This window comes from Pseudoalteromonas sp. P1-8 (genome assembly GCF_001399985.1).
GTDB lineage: Bacteria > Pseudomonadota > Gammaproteobacteria > Enterobacterales > Alteromonadaceae > Pseudoalteromonas.
Map to the genome: position 1 here is coordinate 323,695 of NZ_LJSO01000001.1, position 23,662 is coordinate 347,356.

The following is a 23,662-nucleotide window of genomic DNA, read 5'->3' on the forward strand; positions in this document are numbered from 1 at the left end:
GCTTTTTTTGTTTGCATCTCATTCAATTTTCATTAAGTTCAAGAAGTACCGAAACAAAACAGGTATAGAATTATGAATTTATTAAGTTACCAACTATTTGATCATTGCACTGTTGAGTATGATTCACCAAGCTCGGAACCAATGGCCCTTACAGAGACTTTTGAGGTTACTGTTACAGGAGTCAATCCATCAACTGGATTAGCATTAATAGACAATAGCTGCATTGACGTTGGCGTTAATCCATTTGGCGAATCAATTGATGTCGGCGTTAGCGATGCATTGGATACTAGTTGTTCACCAATGGATATTACAGATACCTGTTTTGATGACTCAAGCAGCTCAAGTATTGAACATGATTCATCAAGTAGCGGCTTTATGCTTATCGATGATAATTTTGTGACATTCGATGATGCCCACGGTGCATGTTGTTGGGGTGATGATATCTCAATGTCGATGAATGCGGAGTTTTAAATATACCTGTGCTCATTCACAAAGTGCTAAAACTGGCATTAGTCATCCATCCAATGGCTGTATTTATAATTCTAACATGCCGTCCGTGTTTTGCGCTGAATACACGAGCGCTGGTATGACGTTATTTTAATATGCCTTATTTGCGACGTTAATATTGTTTGCAAGGAGCTTGGCTAATACCAACCGTTGCCAAATGGCTCTACAAAAAATTTGAACAATAAGATGAGTATGAAAACTCACAAGTCCTCGTTAGTTAGTGTTCTCATTTGCCCACTCACATAGTGGGCTTTTTTTTACCCAAGTGAATAATTTTTGCATAGTTATGCATTTCAAGGTTCATTTTCGAGATGCACAACGTAAATTCGAATAAAAGCTCCTCAATGGGATTTTGAGATGCTTAAATTAAATCAATGGCACCACGCCTCAAATTTTCAATTAAAACTCGTTAGAGAGGCTTATAAGTCTATTATTTTTGAAATACCACTTAAAAAAAAGACTAACAACTTAAATTAGCATCATAAAAAATTAAGATAAAAAATCATCATTCTCCTTTTCTATCTATCTCTTTATCTAATATCTAGATCTAGAGGGGATACCTCAAAAAGGTATCAAACGTGATAACCGCATGATTTTGCTATTAAAAAACGGGTATTATTTTGTTATGCGGGTATTTTTCAGTTATGTTTCAAAATCATATTTTCAACGAATATAGTTTTGCATCAATGACTTACACGGGTACTTTTTAGTTATATTGGTTGGGTATTTTTCAGTTATTTATAACAAAATAATACCCGTCAAACATAACAAATTTATACCCGCTTAAACACTTTAAATTCATTATGTTAAAACTTTTAACCAATGATTTTTCAGTAAAACATAACTCATGTGTCAAACAAACCTAACAAAATAATACCCGCCTTAATAAAACATTATAAATTCATAAACTTACCGCTTTACCGCTCGTTTTTTGAACATTTATTTATAACAAATTATTACCCGCCTTGTTGTTGTACGGATTTGTGGGTAACTATTCACTTCTTAATTGACTTTTTAGTTTTTTATATGTGCTGTTCACTCGCTCTTTAAGGAGTTTCTGATTCATTATTTGACAAGAAAGTTCAAATGCTTGCTCAATATTAATGTCAGGTTGTGCTTTCAATAAAAGAGATAGGCTTTCTTCTATTAATATATTCTTATGATCATTAGCTTTTAGGTCGCCTTTTTTGACTGATTTTACATTGAAAAACTCTAGCTTTTCCTCTCTGGTTAATTTATGGGCAGTTCCAATTTTGTCTGCATCATATCGCCTTTTCTTGTCAGATTTACATGCTTCAAAGTATGCGAATTGAATTGCTTTGAATGCTCTTATTTCGCTTTCCCTCTTTTTTAGCTTTTCAAGCGATGCATGAAGCTCTAACAGTTCGGCTATTTGCCCTTCGTTCATACCAGTATATTGTCGCCGTATTTTGTAAAACTCAGCATGACTCATATGAAATTTGCGTCTTATATATATCGGGTGTGGCGGTTTATCATCAGAATCATTATCTAGAAAGTCCTGATAATTTCTAAGCATATTGAAGTAACGACTGGCTGTTTGTTTTAACTCATAAGATTCTTTTTCAGTTATTACACTAAACATAACTAAATAATACCCGTTCTTTTTGTAAAAATGCTTAGAACTATATTGTGCTTTACTTACGCATATTCAAGTAGTTATGAGTCTTACCCTCATTGGTAAAAAGTATTTTAGAATTAATTTTATTACTACATTCAAATAGATAAAAAATATATGCAAACTAGTTTTGCTTTCACGAAATTGAAGCAAGAACTGTAAAACCTTTAATAAAGTTGAGTCAAAATATGAATTACCCTCGATTTAAGAATGAACCTGAGACAATCAATGTTGTTGAGCCTATAGATTATCCTCACCGTTCCCCTAAAAATAAGGATGAGTTTGTGTCTGCTGTTAAGTTACTGGCTAGTCAATATTGCAATGATGCTATTTCAGTAAACAGCGACAAATCGTTAATAGACGTTGAAAGGCTCACTGATTTGTCAGTTGATGTTAAACGGTTGTTGAATAGTGGCTGTGCATCTTCAGGAGAGCAGACGATTAGATTTGCTTTAGCCAGCATTTATAACACTCGCGCTGTTATCGAAATTTTACAAGAGAATTTCCTGTTTGAACTGGAAAAACAGGGGTACATAAAAGTTCTCAAAGACATTGACTCTTATGCTCCAAACATTCCAGCAACAGCCCTTTTTAGCAGCGCTTGCACATCTTTAGATGAGAAAAGCAAAGCGCTTTTGACAAAGCTAATGCTCAATTACCGCGGCTGGTAGCCGCTTCGAATGAACTCAATTACGAGTTGCATTTGTTTTTTAAATTATTAATTTCAACACCAGAATAAAGGTCTGAGAAATCGTTATGTTAAGAGTAGTTCCGTTAACGCAATATTGTGTAATGAGTGGTGAAAATGAGAATGCTGTTAAGCGTCGTATTGAGCGAGGTCATTGGGTTTTGGGAGTGCATTATCACAAAAATAAGAATGTAAGAGAAAGAGCCATCGATCTAGAGGGGGTTGAAAAATGGTGGCGAGAAGGCAGTTTAGAGTTTATGTAAGCGGAGAACAATAATGATTTTAAAAAAAGATGCAGAAAAATTAAAGAAGGCACGCGGTGTCTCAATACGTTATAACAATGAACTGGCATCATCAATTCAATTGGCCTTCACGTATAAAGGTGTTCAATGTCGAGAAACAGTTGGCTATCAAGTTAACCAACAAGGCATGAATTCAGCAAGCAACATGCTAGGTGAAATTAAAAATAAAATTGCAAAAGGCACTTTTTTCTATGCTGACTACTTCCCAAAATCAAAAAAACTGGAATTATTTGGCGGTGCAGTAACTGGCGCGACTGTTAAAGATTATGTTGATAGATATATTGAAAATGCTGAAGAGCGCGGGTTAGCACCATCAACTGTGACTGGTTATAAAAAGTCACGAAATGGTTTAAAACCCTTATGGTTGGTTAAGGTGACAGAGCTAGATCAACTGATGTTGGTGAATTTTGTTAAGGCTTCAAGTACAAAAGTAAAAGCAAAAACGATATCTAATCGATTGTCTGTTCTTCGCTCAGCACTTGATGATGCAATTATCGATAAATTGATAGTTCAAAATCCCGCTGCTGGTTTTAAGGTTGGCAAGCATATTAAAGTTGAAAGCAATGTGAATGCTCGTAAACAACATAATGCTGTGACTCCATTTACTCCGAATGAAATCGATAAGATTGTTGATGCTTCCGAGGGAACTGTAAAAACCATTATTCAGTTTTGCAATGAAACAGGTGTTCGTTCCAGTGAATGGGTTGCATTAAAAAAGCAAGATGTCTGTTTAATCTCCCGTGAAGTTACTATTTATGAGGCTGTAGTAGAAAAGCAAACGAAGGGAACAAAAACGATTAGCGGAAGGCGTTCAATTCCGATTTCTCATGAAGTTGCTGAACTACTCGAAGAAGAAATGAATAAACATGATAGCGAATATGTTTTCCTCAATAGCAAGGGTGAACACTGGAACCAAGACTCTTTTAGAAAGCATCAATGGTCTAAAGTTTTAGAAAGGGCGGAGGTGAAATATCGGTATCCCTATCAACTTAGGCATACCTTCGCTACACGTAACATCTCAAAAGGCATGAACTTATGGAAGTTGACCAAACTTATGGGTCATAAATCACCGCAGCAGCTTTATCAACACTACGGTAACTTTATTGACGCATATGAAAAAAAATCAAAAAGGGAGAATGCAGCTTAATAGCGTATATTCAGCCAAGACAAATAGCCAAAAACCATTGCTTCTATAAGCAGTGGTTTTTGGCTATTTGTTTACTAGTTAATTTTTAGAAGTGATTTTATTGCTTATCCAGTCTTGAATGTCACCACGCCGCCATGCAACAGAACGCTCTGATAACTTAATGCTTAATGGAAATTCAGAATTTTTCATAAGAGTGTATATAGTTGAACGGGATAGACCAGTCATATTAATAACTTCTTCGCGTCTGATCAGATCGTTTGGACTTGTTGGGCGAAGAGAAGGAGTTTCATTCTGTACTAGCTCTTTTATTTGTTCATAGTTCGGTTGCTGAACATCATTACGGTGAATTAGTTCTTTAATTGAGTCAATTTGTCTAACGAGCAGTTGAAGCTCTGCAATAGTATGTTTGGATCGTAATTCTATATTATCGAGCAGCATAACAATTGCTTTTTTGTCTTTGGAATTCATGTTTATCACCAGCTAATAAAGTGAGTTTAGCCTAGTAGTAAACACTAAATGTGGCGATTTTTTCGTGCATAAATCGTGTATTTTGGCTTATTTTTGATGAATAGCAAAAATGCACCAAATGCTCTGAAGCCCTTTAAAATTGTGGTGTGCAGTAAAATTGTGGTTTGTAGTGTGTTGCTAGTGGGTGAGTAGTAGTGAAAACCCCTTCCAAGCCCCGTGTAGTGGGGGCTTGGTGGGTTTTAAAGTGGTGGAGCTGGGGGGATTTGAACCCCCGTCCGAAAAGCCTCGACCTTTGGTACTACATGCTTAGTATCGTCTTTTAGTTAACCTTATACAGCTCGGACGAACACGATCTGCAAAGGCGAGGCCGCTTAGTTTTAGCCCTTCAACCCCGGCCAGGGTTTCCGTAGCGAGTCCGTGTAGGGTGACACTTCAGAACCGGGTCCACAGACATACACCGGAGAAGTGCTAGCGGGCTATTATGCCGCTAGAGCGTAGTTATCGTCGTTTGCGATTACTTTAAATTGCGGCTTTTTTACGAGGCCAACCGCACCTCGACATGCACCTCGGGCGTCTTGAATTCCGTCGAATCCTAATCAGCCCCTGAATTTGGTATCTCATTCAGAGTGTTCGTGCAGTATAACTGAGTAGCCTATTCATACTCAAGGCATTAATCAGGAAATTTTTGCTAAGTGCCTTTGAATGCTGAATTTTCCAGCAAGAAAAATCAGTTTTTATACATATTTTTACATTTAATGCATACATTATCTTAACATAGTACAAAAGTTGTGCTGAAATAGGAAACGTTGTTACCCTTCTTCAAAAATAACCTGTAACAACACATAACTATAATAACAGGCAGTTTTTTACAGGGCTTTTCAGATGTCGATGTTTTCATTCGATGAACAAAGCGGCTATGTCACTTTGTGTGAGCATCCTCGAGATGCGGGTTTTCCTACTACAAGTTCTCAACTAATTGAATTACTTGAGCAGTCTGCTTATGCCTGCTACGAATATATTGATGCCAATATAGGTAAGTTGTTTATACCTAGCAGCCAATATCAAAACCAATCTTTAGTGGTTGCTAAAGCCGTTGATGCTCACCTTGAAGTAAAAGTCGATGCTAAAAACATGGTGGTTGAAGCAAGCTTAACAACAGCCCGTGGCGGTAAAATTGTTAGCATGGATATGGCGCAAGAGGTGCTTGCAGAGGCGGGAGTGATTAAAGGCATTAGTTTACGTGCCCTTGATACCTTTTTAGGCCAACAATTTAAGCAACCACCGGGCGCCCATTACACCGCAATTGTTGCCCATGGCAGAATGCCTAAAGAAGGCACTGATGCTAAATTTGTACGCTTATGCTCTACAGCACAAGACCGCGTTCTTAGCCCGCAAGCGACCTCTGGCGGTAAAGTCGACATGCGTAATTTAGGTGCCATTATTACCGTTAAGCCGGGTACACCATTAATGCAACGAGTTCCTGCAACACCCGGTGAAGATGGCTTTACTGTGTTTGGTGATGTGATGCCAGCTAAGCCCGGTAAAGACTTACCCCTTGAGCCATTCGAAGGAACGCGTATTGACCCTAATAATAGCGATATGTTGATTGCCGATGCGAAGGGGGTGCCTGTTGCCCTACCCCGCGGTATGCGCGTTGACGACGTATTGTGCTTTCATCATGTAGATGTGAGTACGGGCCATGTCGAATTTGATGGCAGTGTTATTATTAGTGGTGATGTAAAAGATGGTATGCGCGTCAAAGCCACGGGGGATATCACTGTATTAGGCTTTGTTGAATCAGCCACAATTGAAAGTAAAAGTGAAGTCACCGTCATGCTTGGGGCTGTTGGCAGAAAACGTGAAAACGTCGAAAACTTTACCTGTAACATCACGGCTTCGCGCACTATCTCAGTGGGTTATGCTCAGTACTGCCATATAAAAACAGAGCAAGATTTATTCATTGAACGCCAAGCTTTACATTGTGATTTAAGCGCTCGCCGCCTTATTCGAGTCGGCAAAGCCAATAACCCGCGAGGCAAAATTATTGGTGGCAATATTTTAGATGCGATGCGAATTGAAACTGGCGAGCTTGGTGCGCCATCAGGCACTAAAACACGGGTTTTCATTGCTCAGTACTGGCATGATTTACGCCAAAAGCAGCAGCAAATTAATGACTTTGAAAAGTTATTAGCGACAAAAGCAGCTGCCTTACAACAAGCTCGCAAAAAGGCCAATAAAATACCCGACCCAGCTCAACGGGCGCATTATATTAAAAAGATTACTGCCAGCGAACAGCAGATTAAAATTAAAACGGCCAATACTAGGAAAAAGAAACACTTAGTGAAAATTAAGATTGCGCGCTTATTGGCAACAAGCCGCTTAAAAGTGAATGAATTAATGCATCCAGGGGTGGAGCTTAAGATAGCGCAAGAGAGTAAACAGTTTTCACGTATTTACCCTCCTAACATGGTGCGTTTTTTTGAAGGTAAGATCACTCAGTCGTTTTAACGGCTGAGTCTTGCTCTTCTTCACTTGCTTCAGTTTCAGGCAATGGCCAACCGCCGAGTTGTTGCCAGCGATTAACGATTAAACAAAACAGTTCTGCAGTACGCTCGGTATCATATAATGCTGAGTGAGCTTGCTTATTATCAAACTCAATACCTGCCGCCCTACACGCTTTAGCTAATACTGTTTGCCCAAGTGCAAGACCTGCCAATGATGTGGTATCAAAACTAACAAATGGATGAAATGGCGTGCGCTTAATTTTACAACGCTCAATGGCGGCATTTAAAAAGCCGTGATCAAACGCTGCATTATGTGCTACTACCACTGAACGCTGACAACCCGCTGCTTTTTGTGCCTTGCGCACGACTTTACAGATTTCTTTAATCGCTTCTTCTTCAGGCACCGCACCACGCAGCGCAGAGAATGGATCAATACCATTAAACTCAATGGCCGCTTGTTCAATATTCGCGCCTTCAAATGGCTCAACATGAAAATGCACAGTATGATCAATACTTAACACGCCGTCGTCATCCATTTTCAGTACAGATGCAGCAATTTCTAATAACGCATCGGTTTCTTTATTAAAACCTGCGGTTTCAACATCAATCACAACAGGAAAAAAGCCACGAAAGCGTTTTGCGAAAAGAGTTTGTTCAGTATTTTCCATAGTCTTCTTGGTTTGCCAGTGTAAGCTGGCTATTATGTCAAAAACCACGGCTACTCTGCTAGAGTAAATAGTGTGAAATCGCAGATTCTTACTGAGTTTTTAGGCACATTACTTGCTTTATATTAATCAGCTAGCCCTGTGTTTAGTATGCTGATGCAATTAAACACAAAAATTGCCAATTATTTGGCATTGATGATTTGTTGGAGAATTACCGTGATGAAGCTTTCATTACTTCCTTTAAGCCTAGGCCTATTAACCTCAGTTGCAAGTATAAATGCGCATGCAGCCATGCGTGAGTATACCGCTAATGCTGATATGTCGAACTGGCAAATGGTTAAAACATCTCGCTTAGAATGCCAATTAAATCATGAAGTTCCTTACTATGGTGAAGCAATTTTCAGCACCACTGCCAGTAAAAATAAAGACGTAAACTTTAACCTTGATATGGTCGTACGCCCAGACAAGTACAGTATTGCTGGTCTAAAAGCCGTACCACCTAGTTGGCGTGCAGGTATGCCTGCTCGAGACTTAGCGAATATGAAACTATTACGCAAATTTGACGGCGAGCTTGGCAACAAAACTGCTTGGGAAATGCTGACCGAACTTGAAAAAGGTTACCAACCGACATTTTATTACCAAGACTGGCAAAACAGTGCCGATAAAATTGCCGTTGGTTTATCGAGTGTCAACTTTAAGCAAGCCTATTGGGCGTTTTTACAGTGCCGAGATGCAATGCTGCCTTACAGCTTTGAAGATATTTCGTTCACAGTGATGAACTATGAGCCTAATACCAGCAAGCTGACTAAATCATCACAAAAACGCTTAGACAAAATTGGCGAATACTTAAAGTACGACACCAATATTGAGTCTATTTCAATATCATCTTACACCGACAGCTACGGTGGTCGCTGGAACAACCTCGAATTATCAAAGAAACGCGCTAAAGCGATTAAGGATTACATTGTTAGCTTAGGGGTCGATGAAAGCAAAGTAGATACCGATGGTTACGGTGAAAAGCGCCATGTTGCTAGCAACGACAACATTTTAGACCGAAACAAAAACCGTCGTTTAGTCATTCAAATTGCAAAAATGTAGCCGCTGCAGCGGCTACTAACCTTAACTCATTTCTACCGACTCCACGCCTTTAAAGCGCTTTAGCCACTTATCGCCAAACTGAAAAAATGCGAGGCTAATCATAATGATGGTCGCGCCAACAATCAGTGCTTGGTCAATGGGCTCATCATTAAGTAAACCACCAATCGCGATTGCAAAACTTGGTGTGATCAGGGTTGTTAATGCGACCGTGCTGGCGTTCAACTTTTGCAATACATGAAAATACGCCAGCGCACCAATTAATGAACCAAACACGCCTAAGTAAACAATTGAGTACAGTGATTTTGCACTCCACATCTGGCTATTTAGTTGGCCATCTACAAGCAACCAAGTAATAAAAAACAGTGGGGTTACAAAAACCAACGCACCAAATGTGGTGGCCATTGGATGAATAGCAATTCTTACCCGTTTGATCATCACACCGCTCAAACTAAAAAAGCACACCGCCATAAATACATATAACAGACCACTAAGCTGCTCTACCCCACCTTGAATATGGCGTTGGCTTACTAAAAATAAACCGATTAAAGCACAGCCAAGTGCGCCAAGCTTAATGGCGCTAAACTTAGGTTCGCTCAAAATATTTTGCGCAAGTAAGCCCGATAAAATTGGTGCAAGGCCAAACATTAATGATATTAACCCAGAAGGCACTGTTTTAGCGGCCATGTAACTTAATAACATGCCGCCAAAAATACCTATGCTTGAATAGCCATAAAGGAATAAAGCACGGCGATGCCATGGCACTCGGATATTGGCAACAGCAACGACAAACGAAGCCAACACCAGCCCCACCAGCATGCGTAAAAACACAGCCAGAGTCGGCGCTACCGTTTCACTACTCCAAACAATACCCAGTGGTGTTGTTGACCAAATCACCACCATTAAAAAATATGAGGCTTTAACAGGCACAAGCTTATTCCTTTAAAAAGGCGAAAAAAGCGGAAGAGAATTTAAAAGGGAAATAACCAACCGCTTAGAACGCGGTTAGTAAAACTTACTTAATTAACCGCAGCACATAACAGACCATACGACTGATGAGGTCAGGCGCATACAATTGTTTGTTGGTCGTTGGTTTAGCTGCATCATGGTATTTAATAAAGTAAGTTGAAGAAGCTTAAGAATCCGCCTAAATGGTGATTTTGTCAACACGAATACTCATGCTATTTGGCAAAAAGTTATTTGCTGATTTCAACAGCCTGTTTGCACATGTAAATCATAGGTTACATTTAATTTCTTTGATTTATAACAAAACTATTTAAGTTTTGTTAAACAAGTTATATCTTGCTTGCCTCTCACGAAGTTTAAGGGGCAAAAAGTGCTTAAAAATACAACAATAGGTAGCATGTTAATTGTTGCTGGCACCACCATAGGTGCAGGGATGCTGGCATTGCCTATCGCCTCCGCAGGGCTTGGTTTCACAACAGCGTTATCACTAATCTTTTTAACTTGGGTTTTAATGACCTACACAGCATTGCTGATGCTAGAGCTCCATCAATATGCCGACAGAGATGCAACCCTCAATACGTTAGCTAAGTCATGGTTGGGTAAACGTGGGCAATGGGTCGCTAACTTTTCGGTGATGTTTTTGTTTTACGCATTATGCGCTGCCTATATCGCAGGTGGCGGTGCGCAATTACAAGAAAAGCTCAACAATGGTTTATCGCTTTCTTTAGCGCCGCAAGTTGGCTCAGTTATTCTGGCTGTTGTGATTGGTACTGTGGTGACACTAGGTACTAGCAAAGTCGATAAACTTAACCGCGTACTGTTCACCATTAAAGTGTGTGTATTAGCCAGCTTATTTTATATGCTGACGCCTTATGTTAACGGTCAACACTTACTTGAAATGCCGATTGAACAAGGTCTAATTTTATCTGCAATCCCGGTGGTGTTTACCTCATTTGGTTTTCATGGCTCTATTCCATCGATTGTGAAATACGTGGGTTTAGATATCAAAACACTTCGTAAAGTAATGGTGGCAGGTGCGGCACTACCTTTAGTCATTTACATTTTTTGGCAGTTACTTAGCCAAGGCATAATGAGTCAAAACGACTTATTGCAAAGCCAAGGCTTACCTGGATTTGTAAGCAGTGTTGCTAGCATTGCTCACAGCCCACATGTTGCTACTGCTGTGAACATTTTTGCTGATTTAGCGTTAGCCACATCTTTCTTAGGGGTGAGTTTAGGTTTATTCGACTTTTTTGCTGATGCATTCAAAAAAGGTGATGGCAGTAAAGATCGAATCAAAACAGCCTTGATCACCTTTATTCCACCGCTAGGCTTTGCGCTATTCTATCCACAAGGGTTTATTATGGCACTTGGCTACGCCGCCATTGCGCTGGTTATTTTAGCGGTGTTTTTACCGGTTGCTATGGTCTATAAGCAACGAAGCAGCAATCCTGATGCAGGTTACCAAGTTAAAGGTGGTAATATTGGCTTAGCACTGGCCGCCCTGTTTGGTGTGCTTATTATTAGTGCTCAAGGTTTACAAATGGCGGGGCTTATTCCAGCGATTGGTTAAACAGCTCATCAAAAAAAGCACCCGAGGGTGCTTTTTTTTGTCTGGTTTAAAGCTTAATTAAAACACCATTGCTTTACCACGGCCAGATGCTTCAGAGGCTGCATCTAATTTACCGTCTTTATTGATGATCACATGCATATCACCAAAATGGCGTTCATCAAGTGTATAACCCATCTTCTCAAGCGCTTTAACAACCTTTGGTTCAAGACCTGTGTGGTATCTAATCACATTTTTAGGCCATAGCTGGTGATGAAAACGTGGGCTGTCTACCACTTGCTCTGCAGTCATATCAAATTCAACCGCATTTAAAATAGACTCATACACAGAGCTAATAATCGTGGTGCCACCCGGAGAGCCAGTTACCATTTTAACTTTATTATCCTGAAGTAGAATGGTCGGTGTCATTGAGCTCAACATACGTTTATGAGGTTGAATTTCGTTAGCTTTACCACCAATTGCACCAAATACATTCATCACACCTGGCTTGGCACTAAAGTCATCCATTTCATCATTCAAAATAAATCCTGCGCCCGATACAACCACGCCACTGCCAAAGCTTAAGTTGATGGTCGTGGTATTAGCAACGGCATTACCCCACTTATCTAGAATAGAAAAATGCGTTGTTTGCTCACTTTCGTGTAAACCTGGTTTGATGTTCTCGGTAGTTGAAATGGCATCTGGATGGATTGTACTTGCACGCTTGGCGAGATAATCATCTGCAAGTAGAGCTGTTTTTGGCACCTCATAAAAATCTGGGTCGCCTAAATATTCAGCTCTGTCGGCAAATACGCGCTTACCTACTTCAGCCAAAATATGAACATAGGTGGTCGAGTTATGCTCAAGCTTTCCTTCTGGCTTTGCCAAGTCGTACATTTTTAGCCATTGTAAAATAGCAATACCACCTGAACTTGGCGGTGGCGATGTGAGCACTTCGTAACCGCGCCAATTACCTTTAATCGGTGTACGCGATTTAGCTTGATAAGCTTTTAAGTCTTGCTCAGTAATAATACCGCCGTGTTGCTTCATAAACGTCGCAATGATCTTCGCTGTCTCACCTTCGTAGAAACCTGCTTTACCTTGATCACGAATACGTTTTAGTGTGGCGGCAAGTTCCGGCTGTTTAAATACCTTATTTGCTTTGGCATCAGCAAAGTAATCAGCAAAGTTAATGTTTACCGATTTTTTGGCCATTCGCGCAATGTAACGCTCGATACTTGCGGCTAGCTTAGGATGCACAATAAAGCCCTGATCGGCTAATTTAACCGCAGGCTCTAGCAGTGTTTTCCACTCTAAGCTTCCGTGCTTTTGATGGGCAAGCCACATACCAGCAACACTGCCCGGAACTCCACTTGCGTGAATACCGTACACAGACATGTTATCAATAACATCGCCTTTATCATCAAGGTACATATCGCGATGAGCTGCAGCAGGGGCTGTTTCGCGGTAATCAATAAAATCACCTTTGCCATCTTTTTGGATCAACATAAAGCCGCCGCCACCGATGTTTCCGGCTTCTGGTAAAGTAACCGCTAATACAAACTGTGCCGCAATTGCCGCATCAACGGCGTTGCCGCCTTGCTCTAAAATAGCCCGCGCCGTATCACTGCTGTAACTATCTGGCATCGCGACAGCCGCTTGCTTTGCAAAGCTTGACGGATGAAAGAATATCGCGGTAACGATCAACAGATGTGCCGCGTATTTGACTAAATTTGCCATGGTACTTCCTTTTTCTTGATGTTATTTTGACCATTTAGACATGTGAAACCCATAAGGTCAATTAGTTACGGTTAACTTAGCTTAGCTGCTCTTTAGGACATGAATAAAGTACTGCAGGTAATTCACCTTGCTCATCTTTATGGGTATAGTTTTTTACAAACTTAAGGCCTAGTTTTTCCATCACCTTTATTGAGCCTAGGTTATCTTGAAGTGCTGTGGCACTGAGCGACTTTATTTCTTCTGGCTCGCTTACGGCTTTAGCAATGGCAAGTGCTGCCTCAGACGCATAGCCTTTGCCCCAGCTCATTTTTTTAAAGCGCCAGCCAATTTCTAAATCACTAAAATCAGGCTGTTCAAAAAAGCCCATAGGCCTGACTAATACCCAACCAATAAATTCATTGCTCTCGATGATGTTTACTTGCCAAAGCCCCCACCCTTTTTGCTCATTTTTATAGGCATTCAAGCGTGGAATAAACACCTCTTTAATGGTCTGCATACTGGATACTTTGCCACGAGTTAAATGTTTCATTACCTCAGGGTCGTTATCGAGCTCATAAAGTAGCTCGGCATCATTTTCATCCATTAACCGAAAACTTAATCGTGCTGTTCTAGCTATATTCATTTTTTATTGCTTATACTGCTTAATAGTTGATTAACTATTAGAGAAAAATATGAACAAATTAGCAAGCTTAGTTTTATTAGGCTGTATTGCCTTAACGGGTTGTGATGACGCAGAACAAGCCAAGAAAGATGCCAGCGAAGCAAAAGAGGAAGTAAAGCAAGCCCTAAATGATGCTTGGAGCGACGTAAAAGACGCCACCAACGAGTTTAATGACGACTCACTGCAAGAGTTACTTGAAGAGAGTAAAAAGATGGGATTAAGCATGTATGACGACGGTAAAGAAATTGCCTTAGATGCATGGATTGAGAGTAAAGAAGCGGCTGGTGAGCTGTCTGAAAAAACCAAGCAAAAAGCAAAAGAACTGGCTGAAGAATTAAGAGAAGCGCGCGAAAAGCGAGAACAAGAGAAAAATAATTAAAAAGAAAGGGCAAGTATTTACTTGCCCTTTTTTGTTAGTAATTAAAGCTCAAATTCTTTTTTGAATTTTAAGCCAAATTCACTGCGGTCATTGCTGCGCATTACGCCAACAAAACCAGATTGTTGTAAGCGACCTACATCGTATACTTCGTTTAACACGTTCTCACCGTAAAGAGTCACTTCAAAGTCACCGTTCGGGTTTAAGTAAGAAATGTTGAAGCCCACTAATTCACGAGAGTCAATATGTTCACTTTGGTTGTAAACCGACTGACCTTGCATATCGCTGCGGTATGAATAGTTAGCGTTTACTGCCACTGTGCCACCGTTACTTAAATCAATGAAATAAGAAGGTGCGACCATCACAGTCCAACGTGGTGTTAGTGCTGGTGAGTCACCTTTACCAATACCTAATACACCGTCATCTACTTCTGTGATTTCTGAATCTAGGTAACCAATTGCGCTACGTAGCGTAAAGTCATCAGTAAATGCAATTGTTGTCTCAAGCTCGATACCTTGTGCTTTAGATTCACCGGCATTTTCTACGATAGTAACAAAACCGCCACCTGCAGTTGGATCTGAGAATGGTAATGCCAGGTCTGTGTAGTCAGTAACAAACACAGCAAGCATCATAGATACATCTTCATGTACTTGACCTTTTAGGCCAAGCTCATAGTTAATTGCTTTTGTTTCATCGAAAGAAACAAATTGATCAGGACCACCAAATGGACGCGGAGGGAAACCACCTGTTTGATAACCTTTTTGGATTTGGCCATACACGTTCATGTTATTGCTAAGCTGGTAAGACGCATTTAAATCCCATGTTACTGCATCAAAATCAGCACTTACGTATTTACGTGTCGCAAACGTTGGGAATAAGGCATCGGCTTCTTTTTTATCTTTCGAATAACGTAGACCACCGCCTACAGTTAAATCGTCGCTTAGGTCATAGCTCGCATTGATATAAGCTGCGTATGAGTTAGTTTCTTGGTTGATATCAAAGTAACCATAATCACCAAAAGACGCTGTAGTACCATCATTCAGAAGACCATCAGGTGTATTGAATGGGCTAAATACAAACGGGCCAGAGCTTGTGAAGCCATCTTCATTAAAGAAGTATAAGCCAGACACAAAGTCCATATTATCGAAGCTACCGTTTAACTGGATTTCGAATGAATATTGATCTGCGCCGCCTTCTTCAGGGAACTCTGATAAGTTAAGGGCAACAGCGTCATCATCAAGACCCCCTTCGTATTCTGAGCTACGGTAGCTGGTGATGAACTTAGCCGTATACGTATTATTGATATCCCAGTCAGCTGTTAGTGAAGTACCCCAGCCTGAATAAGCCGTCGATTCAATACCCGCTACCGTTGTTGCTAAATCATCAGGATCGCTTGGTAACATGTCTTCTGTTAGTAGTGGGAAATCACCATTGAATGGGTCATTCGGGTCAAGTGGCGCCGTTAGTTCAATTGTGTATGGTGATTGGCCTGATTCGTTATCAACACCATCAATTGAGAACACAAAAGATAAGTCGCTGTTTGCTTGCCATTTAAGCGCCATACGACCGCTTAACTCTTGCTCTTCACCAATTTCTTTTTCTGGGTTTGCAAGGTTAATTGCTTCGCCTACACCATCGCGTTGCTTATAAGACACGCTTGCAGACATGCTTACAGTGTCAGTAAGGCTGTTATTAAAGTAAACGTCACCGGCTAAACGACCACGGCTACCTACTTTTGCATTTGTAGTTACAATGCCTTCATCACCAGGTTGCTTAGTAATAATATTTACTGCACCACCTAATGTGTTACGACCGTACAAAGTACCTTGTGGACCACGTAATACCTCTACACGCTCAACATTTGGTAATGATAAGTTAGAGCCCATTTGGCGACCAAGGTAAACACCGTCTAAGTAAACACCTACCCCCGGATCAGTTGTGATCACGTGGTCTTGTAAACCAATACCACGAATAAATACAGATGCATGGGCCGCATTACCTACACCATAACGAGTGATGTTTAGGTTAGGTACGTATTTACCGATGTCTTCAAGGTTGCTCATGTTCGCTTTATCAATCAGGTTTTCGCCGATTGATGTCACTGCTGTTGGCGACTCAAAAATGCTTTCTGTACGCTTACGCGCTGTTACTTCGATTTTTTCAAAAGCATCTTGTTTAGCAGTGGTTTTTTCTTGCTCAGCAAAGGCTGAAGTAGATAATGCAGCAACAATGGCTACAGTTAACTGTGAGAGGTGACGTAATTTCAATTAAAACTCCAAAGGATACCGTGTGTGTGTATTTTTACCCGTAAATTTCAGGCATAAAAAAAGACGCTTAGGTATAAGCATCTTTCCTCTGGAGGGGTATTATATGTTAGTTTTGTGAAAATATGTATAATTATTTTAATTTTTATCAAAAACTGTATAAATAAACCACATCACCTCCGTATTTTCGAATTATAAGCTACTAAATTCTTTGCAAATTAGTAAATAAAAATAAATGTTTAGCTCTGTATTACCGCTATAAACTTACTAGTTAACACAATTAAAATGAACAAAAAGCGAACGTTATTTTTGTTGTTTTTCAATAAAGTAGAAACAAATTTCAGAAATTTCTCAGCTTCCAAAGAGTACCTAGCTCAGGTAATGTTTAATTAAGTGCAGCCAAGTTGGCAAAAGCTAACTAAACAAAAATGTGCGCAAAATTTTCCTCTGTTGGAATTTCATTTTTTAAACGTAATAATCAGCAACACAATTTACTTGTTATCATTTATCGATAGTTTTTGGCGTGAATATGGATTTTCTTTTTAATAAAAGCGCGGCTGATTCTGTATCACCTGCTTCGACTCTTCCCTACTGTATTGCGAATGATGATAAAACTCTGCTGCTTAATTACGACTCTTTAGACACTTTAACCAACCGTGAATTAATAAGTGAATTTATGAAGGTTCATGGCTATCATCATCTGGTAATTTTTAATATGCCTGATAGAGCGGATGTGCTGCCATTAAAAGACTGGCCAAAGCTAAAAGGGTTATTTTTCAAAAACACCAAGACTGATATTTTTTAACAAGGGCTACAAGAAATTAAAAAGGGAGCCTTGTGGTTTCCAAGAACAGTGAGCGATAAATGGATGAGAGAAATGCTCGAAACTGAGCAAAAAAATCAAATTCAATCAAATAACTTAACGTTTAAAGAATCTAAAGTACTGCACTTGCTTTCTTCTGGCGCGACCTGCCCTCAAATCGCCGATACTTTATTTATTAGCGAAGCGACGGTGCGAGTTCACTTGCACAAGATTTACCAAAAAATTAATGTTAAAAACAAACAAAAAGCCTTGCAGTGGTGCGAAAGAAATATAGACAAACTCAATAAGCTTGCGGGCTAAATTACAATTAAGTTGTAACTTGGTACAGCCTCATAATTCTGTTTCCATCCTAGCGCCTATAACATGCGCTATACAGCATTGCTCAAAGCTTTAAGTATTTTTGCAAAATAATTATTTAACTCTTTGCCTTTTGGGAAAATCGTTTTTGATTGAATAACAAACAAATAATGGTCTATGCTTTTACTTGACCCCATTTTGCAAGGAGCAAACTTTGAAAGTACTCACCCCCTTACGCGCCATAATTTTAATGGCAGTCACAGCGGTCTCATTGACAGGTTGCCAGCTTACCTCAAGTGAATTACCTGCAATCAGTGATTCAGGAACAAAAAACTCAGGTCACGTTGTGTGGCATGATTTGATTACACCCAATTTGGCACAATCTCAAACATTTTATGGCAGTGTATTTGGTTGGCAGTTTCAAGCCGTTAACGATAGCTATACGCTGGCATCCTTAGACGGAAAATTAATTGCAGGCATGGCTGAACTTGATAATAAGCAAAATGCCAGCCACTGGCTGAGCCTTATCAGTAGTAAAGACATCGCTGCCGTCAGTGAAAAAACTATCAAAGCCGGAGGTAAAGTCTTAGTAAGCAGTACCGAAATTAAAGGCCGTGGCACTATTGCTGTATTAGAAGACCCCCAAGGGGCTGTTTTTTCACTGATCAATACTGTTAATGGTGACCCTGAAACGCATCAAACCGATAACGGCTGGATTTGGCAAGAAGTATGGAGTGATAACCCTGAGCAGAGCAAAGCCTTTTACCAATCACTTGGTAATTATTCAGCACAAAATAAACCGCTTAATAACGGCAATTACAGTTACTTAGCCTTAAATGGCACACCTGCGATTGGCTTTGTAAAAAAACCAGATGCCGAGATAGGCAACACATGGGTGAATTACATTAAAGTAGCCGATGTTGACGCGACCCTATTAAAAGTAACCGCCGCAGGCGGCATAGTTCTAATGGCACCAAATGACAAAGTACGAAGTGGCAGCGTCGCCATTATTCGTGATCCAGCGGGTGCTGGTATTGTAATTCAGGAGCAAATGTAATGAATAAAAAAATGATTCGCTTAGCTGCTCTTGCGGCTGCAATGTTAGCTTTAAATGCCTGCACCCCCTATGCAAGCCTAGATATTAATGCGCCATTTAAAGTAGGTCCTGTGTACGTTAACCCAAGTATTGGCATTGGCGGTACACTTTAATCAATTTCAGGGCGCTGCGTTTTAAACAAAGCGCCCTATCATTAGTGTTTTACTCTTAAGCGCTGTACCTGGGTCAGCACATCTTCAGCTTTGGCGCCTAGGTAAACGTAAATTGCCAGTGCAATCAACAGACCTACCACAGCAAACATCATCAATACAGCAGGTATAACATACTCAGTTTGCCCGAGTGCTGCTTTAAACATGGTTAGTAAGGCTTCTATCGATACTGCAATCAAAATTGTTGAGATAAAGCGTGTGATCGTTCGTCTTGTTGAGCTGTGCCGAAAAATATCCTTATGCATGAGGATTTCTTCTTCTAGAATTGTTTTGCCTAAATCAAAAATAGCCAACGCTAAAGTAACAAAGATAATAATAGTAAATGGTTTAAGCGGGTCTGACTGGGTGTCTTCGCTTAAGACTAAGTCCGCCATTCCGGCAAATACTTTATATAACAGATAGAACACCAAGCAGAACAAACAAGCGACAATCAAGCCATAACCCACCTTAAAGTAAGGTGTCATTCTGGCTCGCTTGGTGTCTCCCATAATAAATTCAATCAATTCTGTTAAACACACATCGATAACCAAAAACTGCTGTTTATTATTGCCAGAGGGAATCGTTTTGATCACTGAGATACAAAGGTGCTTAGTCGCAGTCGAAATATATGGCGAAGTAAAATGCGGCACGGGTGTTGACGAAGCTAGTAAAAAATAAGGCCGAGCACTTAAGTCCTGCCCAGCCCCAATATGACCTAGTTTCTTTTTGTACTGACGCTTAAAGCAAACATTGCCACCTTGCTGAATGCCTTGTTCATTCAAGCAATATTGCAATTCTAGAAATGGATATTGATTGACGAGCTGTTGGTAGGCTTGCTTGTTAGTCAACGATGCCTGAACACTGGCAAGTATAGAAAGAAGAAGTTCATGAATAAGCTGTTGTTGCTCTTCATAGCGTTCTATAGCACTTAAATAACTCATTCTGGCCATCTTGCTTCCTCAAAGTAGTGATATCCACTCTAGTTAAGCAAGGAAGACTCCAATTTTTATTTCAATTAATAATCAATTAGTTAATTTCGTGAACGGGAATGACATTAGAATAAAAGCACTATAAAGGTGCGCATTTTGTTTTATGAAGCACTAAAACGAAAAAAGCTGTAACTCAGTGAGTTACAGCTTTTTAATTTTGGTGCGGATGGGGGGACTTGAACCCCCACGGCCGAAGCCACCACCCCCTCAAGATGGCGTGTCTACCAATTCCACCACATCCGCATACAATTCTGTATGTTGTTAAGCTTAACGTTTACTTGAGGAGTGAAAACTGCTTAACGATAATTAGCAAAGCTAATTAGTTAGGTACGTCAGACGTTTTATCTTCTGTCGCAGGCACATCAGATTGTGCTGGCGTTACAGTTTCAACAGCTGGCGCAGCTTCTAGGTTTTCCCACTCATCAGTCTTTTTGATTTGACCTGCAGTAAGGTTACCTAGAACAATACTTAGTACGAAGAAGATCGTCGCTAAGATTGTTGTTGTTTTAGTCATGAAGTTACCAGCACCTGATGAGCCAAATACGGTACCAGAAGCGCCAGCACCAAATGATGAACCCATATCTGCGCCTTTACCTTGTTGGATTAAAACCATACCAACTAATGCTAAAGCAACAATTAAATAAACTACTAATAAAATTTCGTACATCTTATACGGTCCCTTTTGCACTTTCACAGATAGCAGTAAATGAATCTGCTTTAAGACTCGCGCCACCAATAAGGCCGCCGTCTATATCTGGTTGTGCAAATAATAATTCGCTATTTTTTTCATTCACGCTACCACCATATAAGATGGTTAATTGCTGTGCTACGTCGCTATCTGAAGAAGCAATCTTCTCGCGGATAAACTTGTGCACGGCTTGCGCTTGCTCAGGAGAGGCAGTCTTACCTGTGCCAATGGCCCAAACGGGCTCGTATGCTACCACAGAATTCTTCAGTGCTGCTACACCTAATTTGCTAATTACAGCATCAATTTGAGCTGCAACCACTAATTCAGTTTCGTTTGCTTCACGTTGCTGCTCGCTTTCACCCACACATAGGATAGGAGTTAAGCCAACTTGCTGCGCTCGCGCAAACTTATCTGCAACAACTTCATCTGACTCACCGTAAATGCTACGACGTTCAGAGTGACCAACCAAGGTGTAAGTTGCCCCTAAGTCTTTTACTAACTGAGCATCTACTTCACCAGTAAAAGCACCAGCTTGGTTTTCAGAGACTGTTTGCGAACCAAACGTGACGTTTTGTTGCTGCAAAGAACTCAACAATGGGAATGGTGGAAACACCACTATATCCAGTTCATCCGATTGAACATTTTTGATAGCAGTTGATAACTGTTCAACAAGCTCTAGAGAGCCGTTCATTTTCCAATTACCTGCGACCATCGGCTTACGTGTTGCCATTATTCCACTCCACATTAGAAAGCGGGCAAGATACTAACTCGACTTGCCCAAAGTTACAAGAGGTTATTGTTATGCCTGGGTTTGTTTGCTCACAGTTTCGACAACTTCAGCTATTTTACGTGCACTATCAAGTACAACTTTTTCCTGCTCAGCTTCAACCATTACTCGCACAACAGGCTCAGTTCCTGATTTACGAAGTAATACTCGGCCAGTATCACCTAACTGTTCTTCAACATGCGCTACCATATCAACTACAGCTTGATCTTGTGTTGGGTCGGTACCTTGTGGGTAACGAACATTGATCATTTTCATTGGGTATTTTGTAAAACCAGCTCCTAAGTCTTGCAATGTTTTATTCTGCGCAACCATTGCTGCTAATACTTGCAAGCTTGAGATAATGCCATCACCCGTGCTGATTAAATCAAGATTTAATACGTGACCTGAACTTTCACCGCCGATTTTCCAGCCATTTTCTTGCAGTAGTTCCATCACGTAACGGTCGCCTACTTTACTGCGAGCGAAACCAATACCGCGCGCTTTTAAGGCATTTTCTAGACCCATGTTTGACATCACAGTGCCAACGACACCACCACCTAAAATATCGTCATTTGCAGCTTGGCAAGCAATAATATAAACAATGTCATCACCATCAAATACACGACCATTGTGGTCAACCATCATTACTCGGTCACCATCACCATCGTAGGCAATACCAACATCAGCATTATGTTCTAAAACCTTACGTTTAAGCGTTTCAACATGAGTTGCACCACACTCAAGGTTGATATTTACCCCGTTTGGCTCGCAGGCGTGACAGATAACCTCAGCGCCTAACTCACGCATTACTGACGGTGCAATATGGTATGTAGCACCATTTGCGCAATCGAGTACAATTTTTAAACCTTCTAGCGATAGACCTTGTGGGAATTGGCTTTTACAAAACTCAATGTAGCGACCATCAGCTGTTTCTAAACGACGCGCTTTACCAAGCTTGTCAGAGGCAACGCAGGTCATTGGCTCATCCATCATAGCTTCGATTTCAAGCTCAACTTCATCAGGTAGCTTTAAGCCCCTGCTTGAAAAGAATTTAATACCGTTATCATGGTAAGGATTATGAGATGCACTAATTACAATACCCGCTTCAGCACGGAAAGTTTGCGTAAGATATGCAACTGCTGGTGTTGGCATTGGCCCTAACAAAACAACATCAATACCAGCAGCAATCAAACCTGCTTCAAGTGATGTTTCAAGCATATAGCCAGAAATGCGGGTATCTTTACCAATAATGACCTTTTTAGTGCCAATTTTTGATAAAACACGACCTGCAGCCCAACCAAGCTTTAGTGCAAATTCTGGAGTGATTGGGTACTCACCAACCATGCCTCGTACACCGTCCGTGCCAAAATATTTTCTTGTTTTACTCATATGTAATTCCTTTAGTACATGCTTGCCAAACGTTAAGCACATCAACTGTTTCTTGTACGTCATGAACGCGAATGATTTTAGCACCATTTTGTGCTGCGATCAGCGCGCCAGCAAGGCTTCCCGCTAAGCGTTCATGTGTGTCTCTATTTAATAAATTACCGATCATTGATTTACGAGATAACCCCGCAAGAACCGGTAACTTGAATTGGTTAAATACATCAAACTTATTTAAGATTTCGTAATTATGAGCCAGTGTTTTACCAAAGCCAAAACCTGGGTCTAAAATAATGCGTTGTTGCTGAATGCCCGCTTGCTCACACGCGGCTAAACGCTCTGCAAAGAATTCGTTAATGTCAGCAAATAAATCATCATAATGTGGGTTACTTTGCATAGTGCGGGGCTGACCTTGCATATGCATTAAGCAAATTGCCACCTCTGGGTATTGTGCCAATACCTCTACCGCCCCAGGCTCCTGTAACGCTCTAACATCATTGATTATGTCAGCTCCTGCGATTATCGCTTGGCGCATTACTTCACTCTTGCTGGTATCAATGGAAATAATACAATCACTGCTTGCTCTGAGCGCTTTCACTAAAGGAACAACGCGTTCAAGTTCATCTTCAAGAGAAACATCAGGTGCCCCTGGACGAGTTGACTCACCACCTATATCAATTATTTTTGCACCTTGATTTAATAACGTATGAGCTTGTTTGACAGCGCTGTCTAGTTGGCAATAACTTCCACCATCAGAAAATGAATCAGGAGTGACATTTAGAATCCCCATTACCACTGGGGAGTCGAGGTGTAAAATACGACCTCGGGGTAATTTAAGAGCGGTCATTTTTACCTTCAAACTTCCATGCATTTGCTCAACAACGATAGTGAGCCAATTTTATG

Annotated in this window: 24 protein-coding genes, 1 tRNA gene and 1 other RNA gene; 12 read left to right on the plus strand and 14 right to left on the minus strand. The window is 40.5% G+C overall.

All coding sequences use genetic code 11. From position 1 onward, the window contains the following. Positions 1 to 72 precede the first annotated feature (72 nt). Positions 73 to 471 (plus strand): hypothetical protein, encoded by a 399-nt coding sequence (locus tag AN213_RS01415; protein WP_036967265.1) that lies wholly within the window; start codon positions 73 to 75, stop codon positions 469 to 471. A gap of 1,027 nt (positions 472 to 1,498) precedes the next feature. Here AN213_RS01415 and AN213_RS01420 read toward each other — a convergent pair. Then, positions 1,499 to 2,110 carry a hypothetical protein gene (locus tag AN213_RS01420; protein ID WP_055196970.1) on the minus strand — a complete coding sequence of 204 codons (612 nt, stop codon included), beginning with the start codon at positions 2,108 to 2,110 and terminating at the stop codon, positions 1,499 to 1,501. Positions 2,111 to 2,331: 221 nt separating this feature from the next. On the opposite strand from AN213_RS01420, the gene AN213_RS01425 reads away from it, so the two are divergent. The 3 genes from AN213_RS01425 to AN213_RS01430 all read left to right on the plus strand — a co-directional run bounded on the left by AN213_RS01425 (position 2,332) and on the right by AN213_RS01430 (position 4,280). Beyond that, the gene (locus AN213_RS01425) at positions 2,332 to 2,814 is read left to right on the plus strand and encodes a hypothetical protein (RefSeq protein WP_055196972.1); all 483 of its coding nucleotides are present in this window, start codon (positions 2,332 to 2,334) and stop codon (positions 2,812 to 2,814) included. A gap of 85 nt (positions 2,815 to 2,899) precedes the next feature. Next, positions 2,900 to 3,094 carry a hypothetical protein gene (locus tag AN213_RS19995; RefSeq protein ID WP_036967257.1) on the plus strand — a complete coding sequence of 65 codons (195 nt, stop codon included), beginning with the start codon at positions 2,900 to 2,902 and terminating at the stop codon, positions 3,092 to 3,094. Positions 3,095 to 3,107: 13 nt separating this feature from the next. Continuing rightward, entirely contained in the window at positions 3,108 to 4,280 is a 1,173-nt protein-coding gene (locus AN213_RS01430; protein WP_055196974.1) for a tyrosine-type recombinase/integrase, read from the plus strand. 78 nt (positions 4,281 to 4,358) lie between these two features. Here the strand turns inward: AN213_RS01430 and AN213_RS01435 are convergent, their stop codons facing one another. After that, a complete protein-coding gene (locus tag AN213_RS01435; RefSeq protein WP_055196976.1) occupies positions 4,359 to 4,748 on the minus strand; it encodes an AlpA family transcriptional regulator in 390 nt (129 codons plus the stop codon). Between the two features lie 245 nt (positions 4,749 to 4,993). Beyond that, positions 4,994 to 5,352, minus strand: a transfer-messenger RNA (tmRNA) gene (gene ssrA, locus AN213_RS20000). A gap of 278 nt (positions 5,353 to 5,630) precedes the next feature. Here ssrA and AN213_RS01440 point away from each other — a divergent pair. Next, the gene (locus AN213_RS01440; RefSeq protein WP_054561848.1) at positions 5,631 to 7,256 is read left to right on the plus strand and encodes a FapA family protein; all 1,626 of its coding nucleotides are present in this window, start codon (positions 5,631 to 5,633) and stop codon (positions 7,254 to 7,256) included. Here the strand turns inward: AN213_RS01440 and rnt are convergent. After that, a complete protein-coding gene (gene rnt / locus AN213_RS01445; protein ID WP_054561849.1) occupies positions 7,240 to 7,920 on the minus strand; it encodes a ribonuclease T in 681 nt (226 codons plus the stop codon). The two genes, AN213_RS01440 and rnt, sit on opposite strands and share 17 nt — an antisense overlap. A 216-nt stretch (positions 7,921 to 8,136) precedes the next feature. Between rnt and AN213_RS01450 the strand changes: the two genes are divergently transcribed. Beyond that, entirely contained in the window at positions 8,137 to 9,015 is an 879-nt protein-coding gene (locus AN213_RS01450) for an OmpA family protein (RefSeq protein WP_055196978.1), read from the plus strand. Positions 9,016 to 9,036: 21 nt separating this feature from the next. Here the strand turns inward: AN213_RS01450 and AN213_RS01455 are convergent, their stop codons facing one another. Then, on the minus strand, positions 9,037 to 9,942 hold the full coding sequence (locus tag AN213_RS01455) for a DMT family transporter (protein WP_055196980.1): 906 nt from the start codon (positions 9,940 to 9,942) through the stop codon (positions 9,037 to 9,039). Positions 9,943 to 10,348: 406 nt separating this feature from the next. Between AN213_RS01455 and AN213_RS01460 the strand changes: the two genes are divergently transcribed. Continuing rightward, positions 10,349 to 11,551 (plus strand): aromatic amino acid transport family protein, encoded by a 1,203-nt coding sequence (locus AN213_RS01460; protein ID WP_095209681.1) that lies wholly within the window; start codon positions 10,349 to 10,351, stop codon positions 11,549 to 11,551. A 57-nt stretch (positions 11,552 to 11,608) separates the two neighbouring features. On the opposite strand, the gene ggt is transcribed toward AN213_RS01460, so the two are convergent. Together ggt and AN213_RS01470 are read right to left on the minus strand one after the other, a co-directional pair. After that, a complete protein-coding gene (ggt, locus tag AN213_RS01465; RefSeq protein ID WP_055196982.1) occupies positions 11,609 to 13,267 on the minus strand; it encodes a gamma-glutamyltransferase in 1,659 nt (552 codons plus the stop codon). 76 nt (positions 13,268 to 13,343) lie between these two features. Then, entirely contained in the window at positions 13,344 to 13,889 is a 546-nt protein-coding gene (locus AN213_RS01470) for a GNAT family N-acetyltransferase (RefSeq protein ID WP_055196987.1), read from the minus strand. 49 nt (positions 13,890 to 13,938) lie between these two features. On the opposite strand from AN213_RS01470, the gene AN213_RS01475 reads away from it, so the two are divergent. Further along, positions 13,939 to 14,307 carry a hypothetical protein gene (locus tag AN213_RS01475; protein WP_054551695.1) on the plus strand — a complete coding sequence of 123 codons (369 nt, stop codon included), beginning with the start codon at positions 13,939 to 13,941 and terminating at the stop codon, positions 14,305 to 14,307. A gap of 41 nt (positions 14,308 to 14,348) precedes the next feature. On the opposite strand, the gene AN213_RS01480 is transcribed toward AN213_RS01475, so the two are convergent. Continuing rightward, the gene (locus AN213_RS01480; RefSeq protein ID WP_055196989.1) at positions 14,349 to 16,571 is read right to left on the minus strand and encodes a TonB-dependent receptor; all 2,223 of its coding nucleotides are present in this window, start codon (positions 16,569 to 16,571) and stop codon (positions 14,349 to 14,351) included. A 526-nt stretch (positions 16,572 to 17,097) separates the two neighbouring features. Here AN213_RS01480 and AN213_RS20305 point away from each other — a divergent pair. The 4 genes from AN213_RS20305 to AN213_RS20235 all read left to right on the plus strand — a co-directional run bounded on the left by AN213_RS20305 (position 17,098) and on the right by AN213_RS20235 (position 18,897). Further along, complete coding sequence (locus tag AN213_RS20305) at positions 17,098 to 17,373, plus strand: hypothetical protein (protein ID WP_236702873.1); 276 nt, start codon at positions 17,098 to 17,100, stop codon at positions 17,371 to 17,373. A gap of 30 nt (positions 17,374 to 17,403) precedes the next feature. Continuing rightward, a complete protein-coding gene (locus AN213_RS20310) occupies positions 17,404 to 17,691 on the plus strand; it encodes a response regulator transcription factor (RefSeq protein ID WP_236702874.1) in 288 nt (95 codons plus the stop codon). A 211-nt stretch (positions 17,692 to 17,902) separates the two neighbouring features. Beyond that, positions 17,903 to 18,745 carry a VOC family protein gene (locus AN213_RS01490; protein ID WP_236702875.1) on the plus strand — a complete coding sequence of 281 codons (843 nt, stop codon included), beginning with the start codon at positions 17,903 to 17,905 and terminating at the stop codon, positions 18,743 to 18,745. Beyond that, positions 18,745 to 18,897 carry a hypothetical protein gene (locus AN213_RS20235; protein ID WP_167350228.1) on the plus strand — a complete coding sequence of 51 codons (153 nt, stop codon included), beginning with the start codon at positions 18,745 to 18,747 and terminating at the stop codon, positions 18,895 to 18,897. Before AN213_RS01490 ends, AN213_RS20235 begins: the two co-directional genes overlap by 1 nt. A 41-nt stretch (positions 18,898 to 18,938) precedes the next feature. Here AN213_RS20235 and AN213_RS01495 read toward each other — a convergent pair whose 3' ends face one another. The 6 genes from AN213_RS01495 to folP form a co-directional block, all read right to left on the minus strand. Beyond that, positions 18,939 to 19,883, minus strand: a complete 945-nt coding sequence (locus tag AN213_RS01495) for a hypothetical protein (RefSeq protein WP_055196991.1) — start codon at positions 19,881 to 19,883, stop codon at positions 18,939 to 18,941. A gap of 197 nt (positions 19,884 to 20,080) precedes the next feature. After that, positions 20,081 to 20,165, minus strand: a tRNA-Leu gene (locus tag AN213_RS01500). A gap of 76 nt (positions 20,166 to 20,241) precedes the next feature. Then, positions 20,242 to 20,589: a preprotein translocase subunit SecG gene (gene secG / locus AN213_RS01505; RefSeq protein ID WP_054551698.1), complete on the minus strand. Its 348-nt coding sequence runs from the start codon at positions 20,587 to 20,589 to the stop codon at positions 20,242 to 20,244. 1 nt (position 20,590) lies between these two features. Further along, positions 20,591 to 21,340: a triose-phosphate isomerase gene (tpiA, locus tag AN213_RS01510; protein WP_055196993.1), complete on the minus strand. Its 750-nt coding sequence runs from the start codon at positions 21,338 to 21,340 to the stop codon at positions 20,591 to 20,593. Between the two features lie 69 nt (positions 21,341 to 21,409). After that, complete coding sequence (gene glmM / locus AN213_RS01515) at positions 21,410 to 22,765, minus strand: phosphoglucosamine mutase (RefSeq protein ID WP_055196995.1); 1,356 nt, start codon at positions 22,763 to 22,765, stop codon at positions 21,410 to 21,412. Next, complete coding sequence (gene folP / locus AN213_RS01520; RefSeq protein ID WP_055196997.1) at positions 22,758 to 23,606, minus strand: dihydropteroate synthase; 849 nt, start codon at positions 23,604 to 23,606, stop codon at positions 22,758 to 22,760. The genes glmM and folP overlap by 8 nt, the downstream gene beginning before the upstream one ends. Positions 23,607 to 23,662 lie beyond the last annotated feature (56 nt).

Coding starts and splice junctions, on each gene's coding strand:
- AN213_RS01415 (WP_036967265.1), top strand. CDS start 73: ATGAATTTATTAAGTTACCAACTATTTGATCATTGCACTGTTGAGTAT.
- AN213_RS01420 (WP_055196970.1), bottom strand. CDS start 2,110: ATGTTTAGTGTAATAACTGAAAAAGAATCTTATGAGTTAAAACAAACA.
- AN213_RS01425 (WP_055196972.1), top strand. CDS start 2,332: ATGAATTACCCTCGATTTAAGAATGAACCTGAGACAATCAATGTTGTT.
- AN213_RS19995 (WP_036967257.1), top strand. CDS start 2,900: ATGTTAAGAGTAGTTCCGTTAACGCAATATTGTGTAATGAGTGGTGAA.
- AN213_RS01430 (WP_055196974.1), top strand. CDS start 3,108: ATGATTTTAAAAAAAGATGCAGAAAAATTAAAGAAGGCACGCGGTGTC.
- AN213_RS01435 (WP_055196976.1), bottom strand. CDS start 4,748: ATGAATTCCAAAGACAAAAAAGCAATTGTTATGCTGCTCGATAATATA.
- AN213_RS01440 (WP_054561848.1), top strand. CDS start 5,631: ATGTCGATGTTTTCATTCGATGAACAAAGCGGCTATGTCACTTTGTGT.
- rnt (WP_054561849.1), bottom strand. CDS start 7,920: ATGGAAAATACTGAACAAACTCTTTTCGCAAAACGCTTTCGTGGCTTT.
- AN213_RS01450 (WP_055196978.1), top strand. CDS start 8,137: ATGAAGCTTTCATTACTTCCTTTAAGCCTAGGCCTATTAACCTCAGTT.
- ggt (WP_055196982.1), bottom strand. CDS start 13,267: ATGGCAAATTTAGTCAAATACGCGGCACATCTGTTGATCGTTACCGCG.
- AN213_RS01470 (WP_055196987.1), bottom strand. CDS start 13,889: ATGAATATAGCTAGAACAGCACGATTAAGTTTTCGGTTAATGGATGAA.
- AN213_RS01475 (WP_054551695.1), top strand. CDS start 13,939: ATGAACAAATTAGCAAGCTTAGTTTTATTAGGCTGTATTGCCTTAACG.
- AN213_RS20305 (WP_236702873.1), top strand. CDS start 17,098: ATGGATTTTCTTTTTAATAAAAGCGCGGCTGATTCTGTATCACCTGCT.
- AN213_RS20235 (WP_167350228.1), top strand. CDS start 18,745: ATGAATAAAAAAATGATTCGCTTAGCTGCTCTTGCGGCTGCAATGTTA.
- AN213_RS01495 (WP_055196991.1), bottom strand. CDS start 19,883: ATGGCCAGAATGAGTTATTTAAGTGCTATAGAACGCTATGAAGAGCAA.
- secG (WP_054551698.1), bottom strand. CDS start 20,589: ATGTACGAAATTTTATTAGTAGTTTATTTAATTGTTGCTTTAGCATTA.
- tpiA (WP_055196993.1), bottom strand. CDS start 21,340: ATGGCAACACGTAAGCCGATGGTCGCAGGTAATTGGAAAATGAACGGC.
- glmM (WP_055196995.1), bottom strand. CDS start 22,765: ATGAGTAAAACAAGAAAATATTTTGGCACGGACGGTGTACGAGGCATG.
- folP (WP_055196997.1), bottom strand. CDS start 23,606: ATGACCGCTCTTAAATTACCCCGAGGTCGTATTTTACACCTCGACTCC.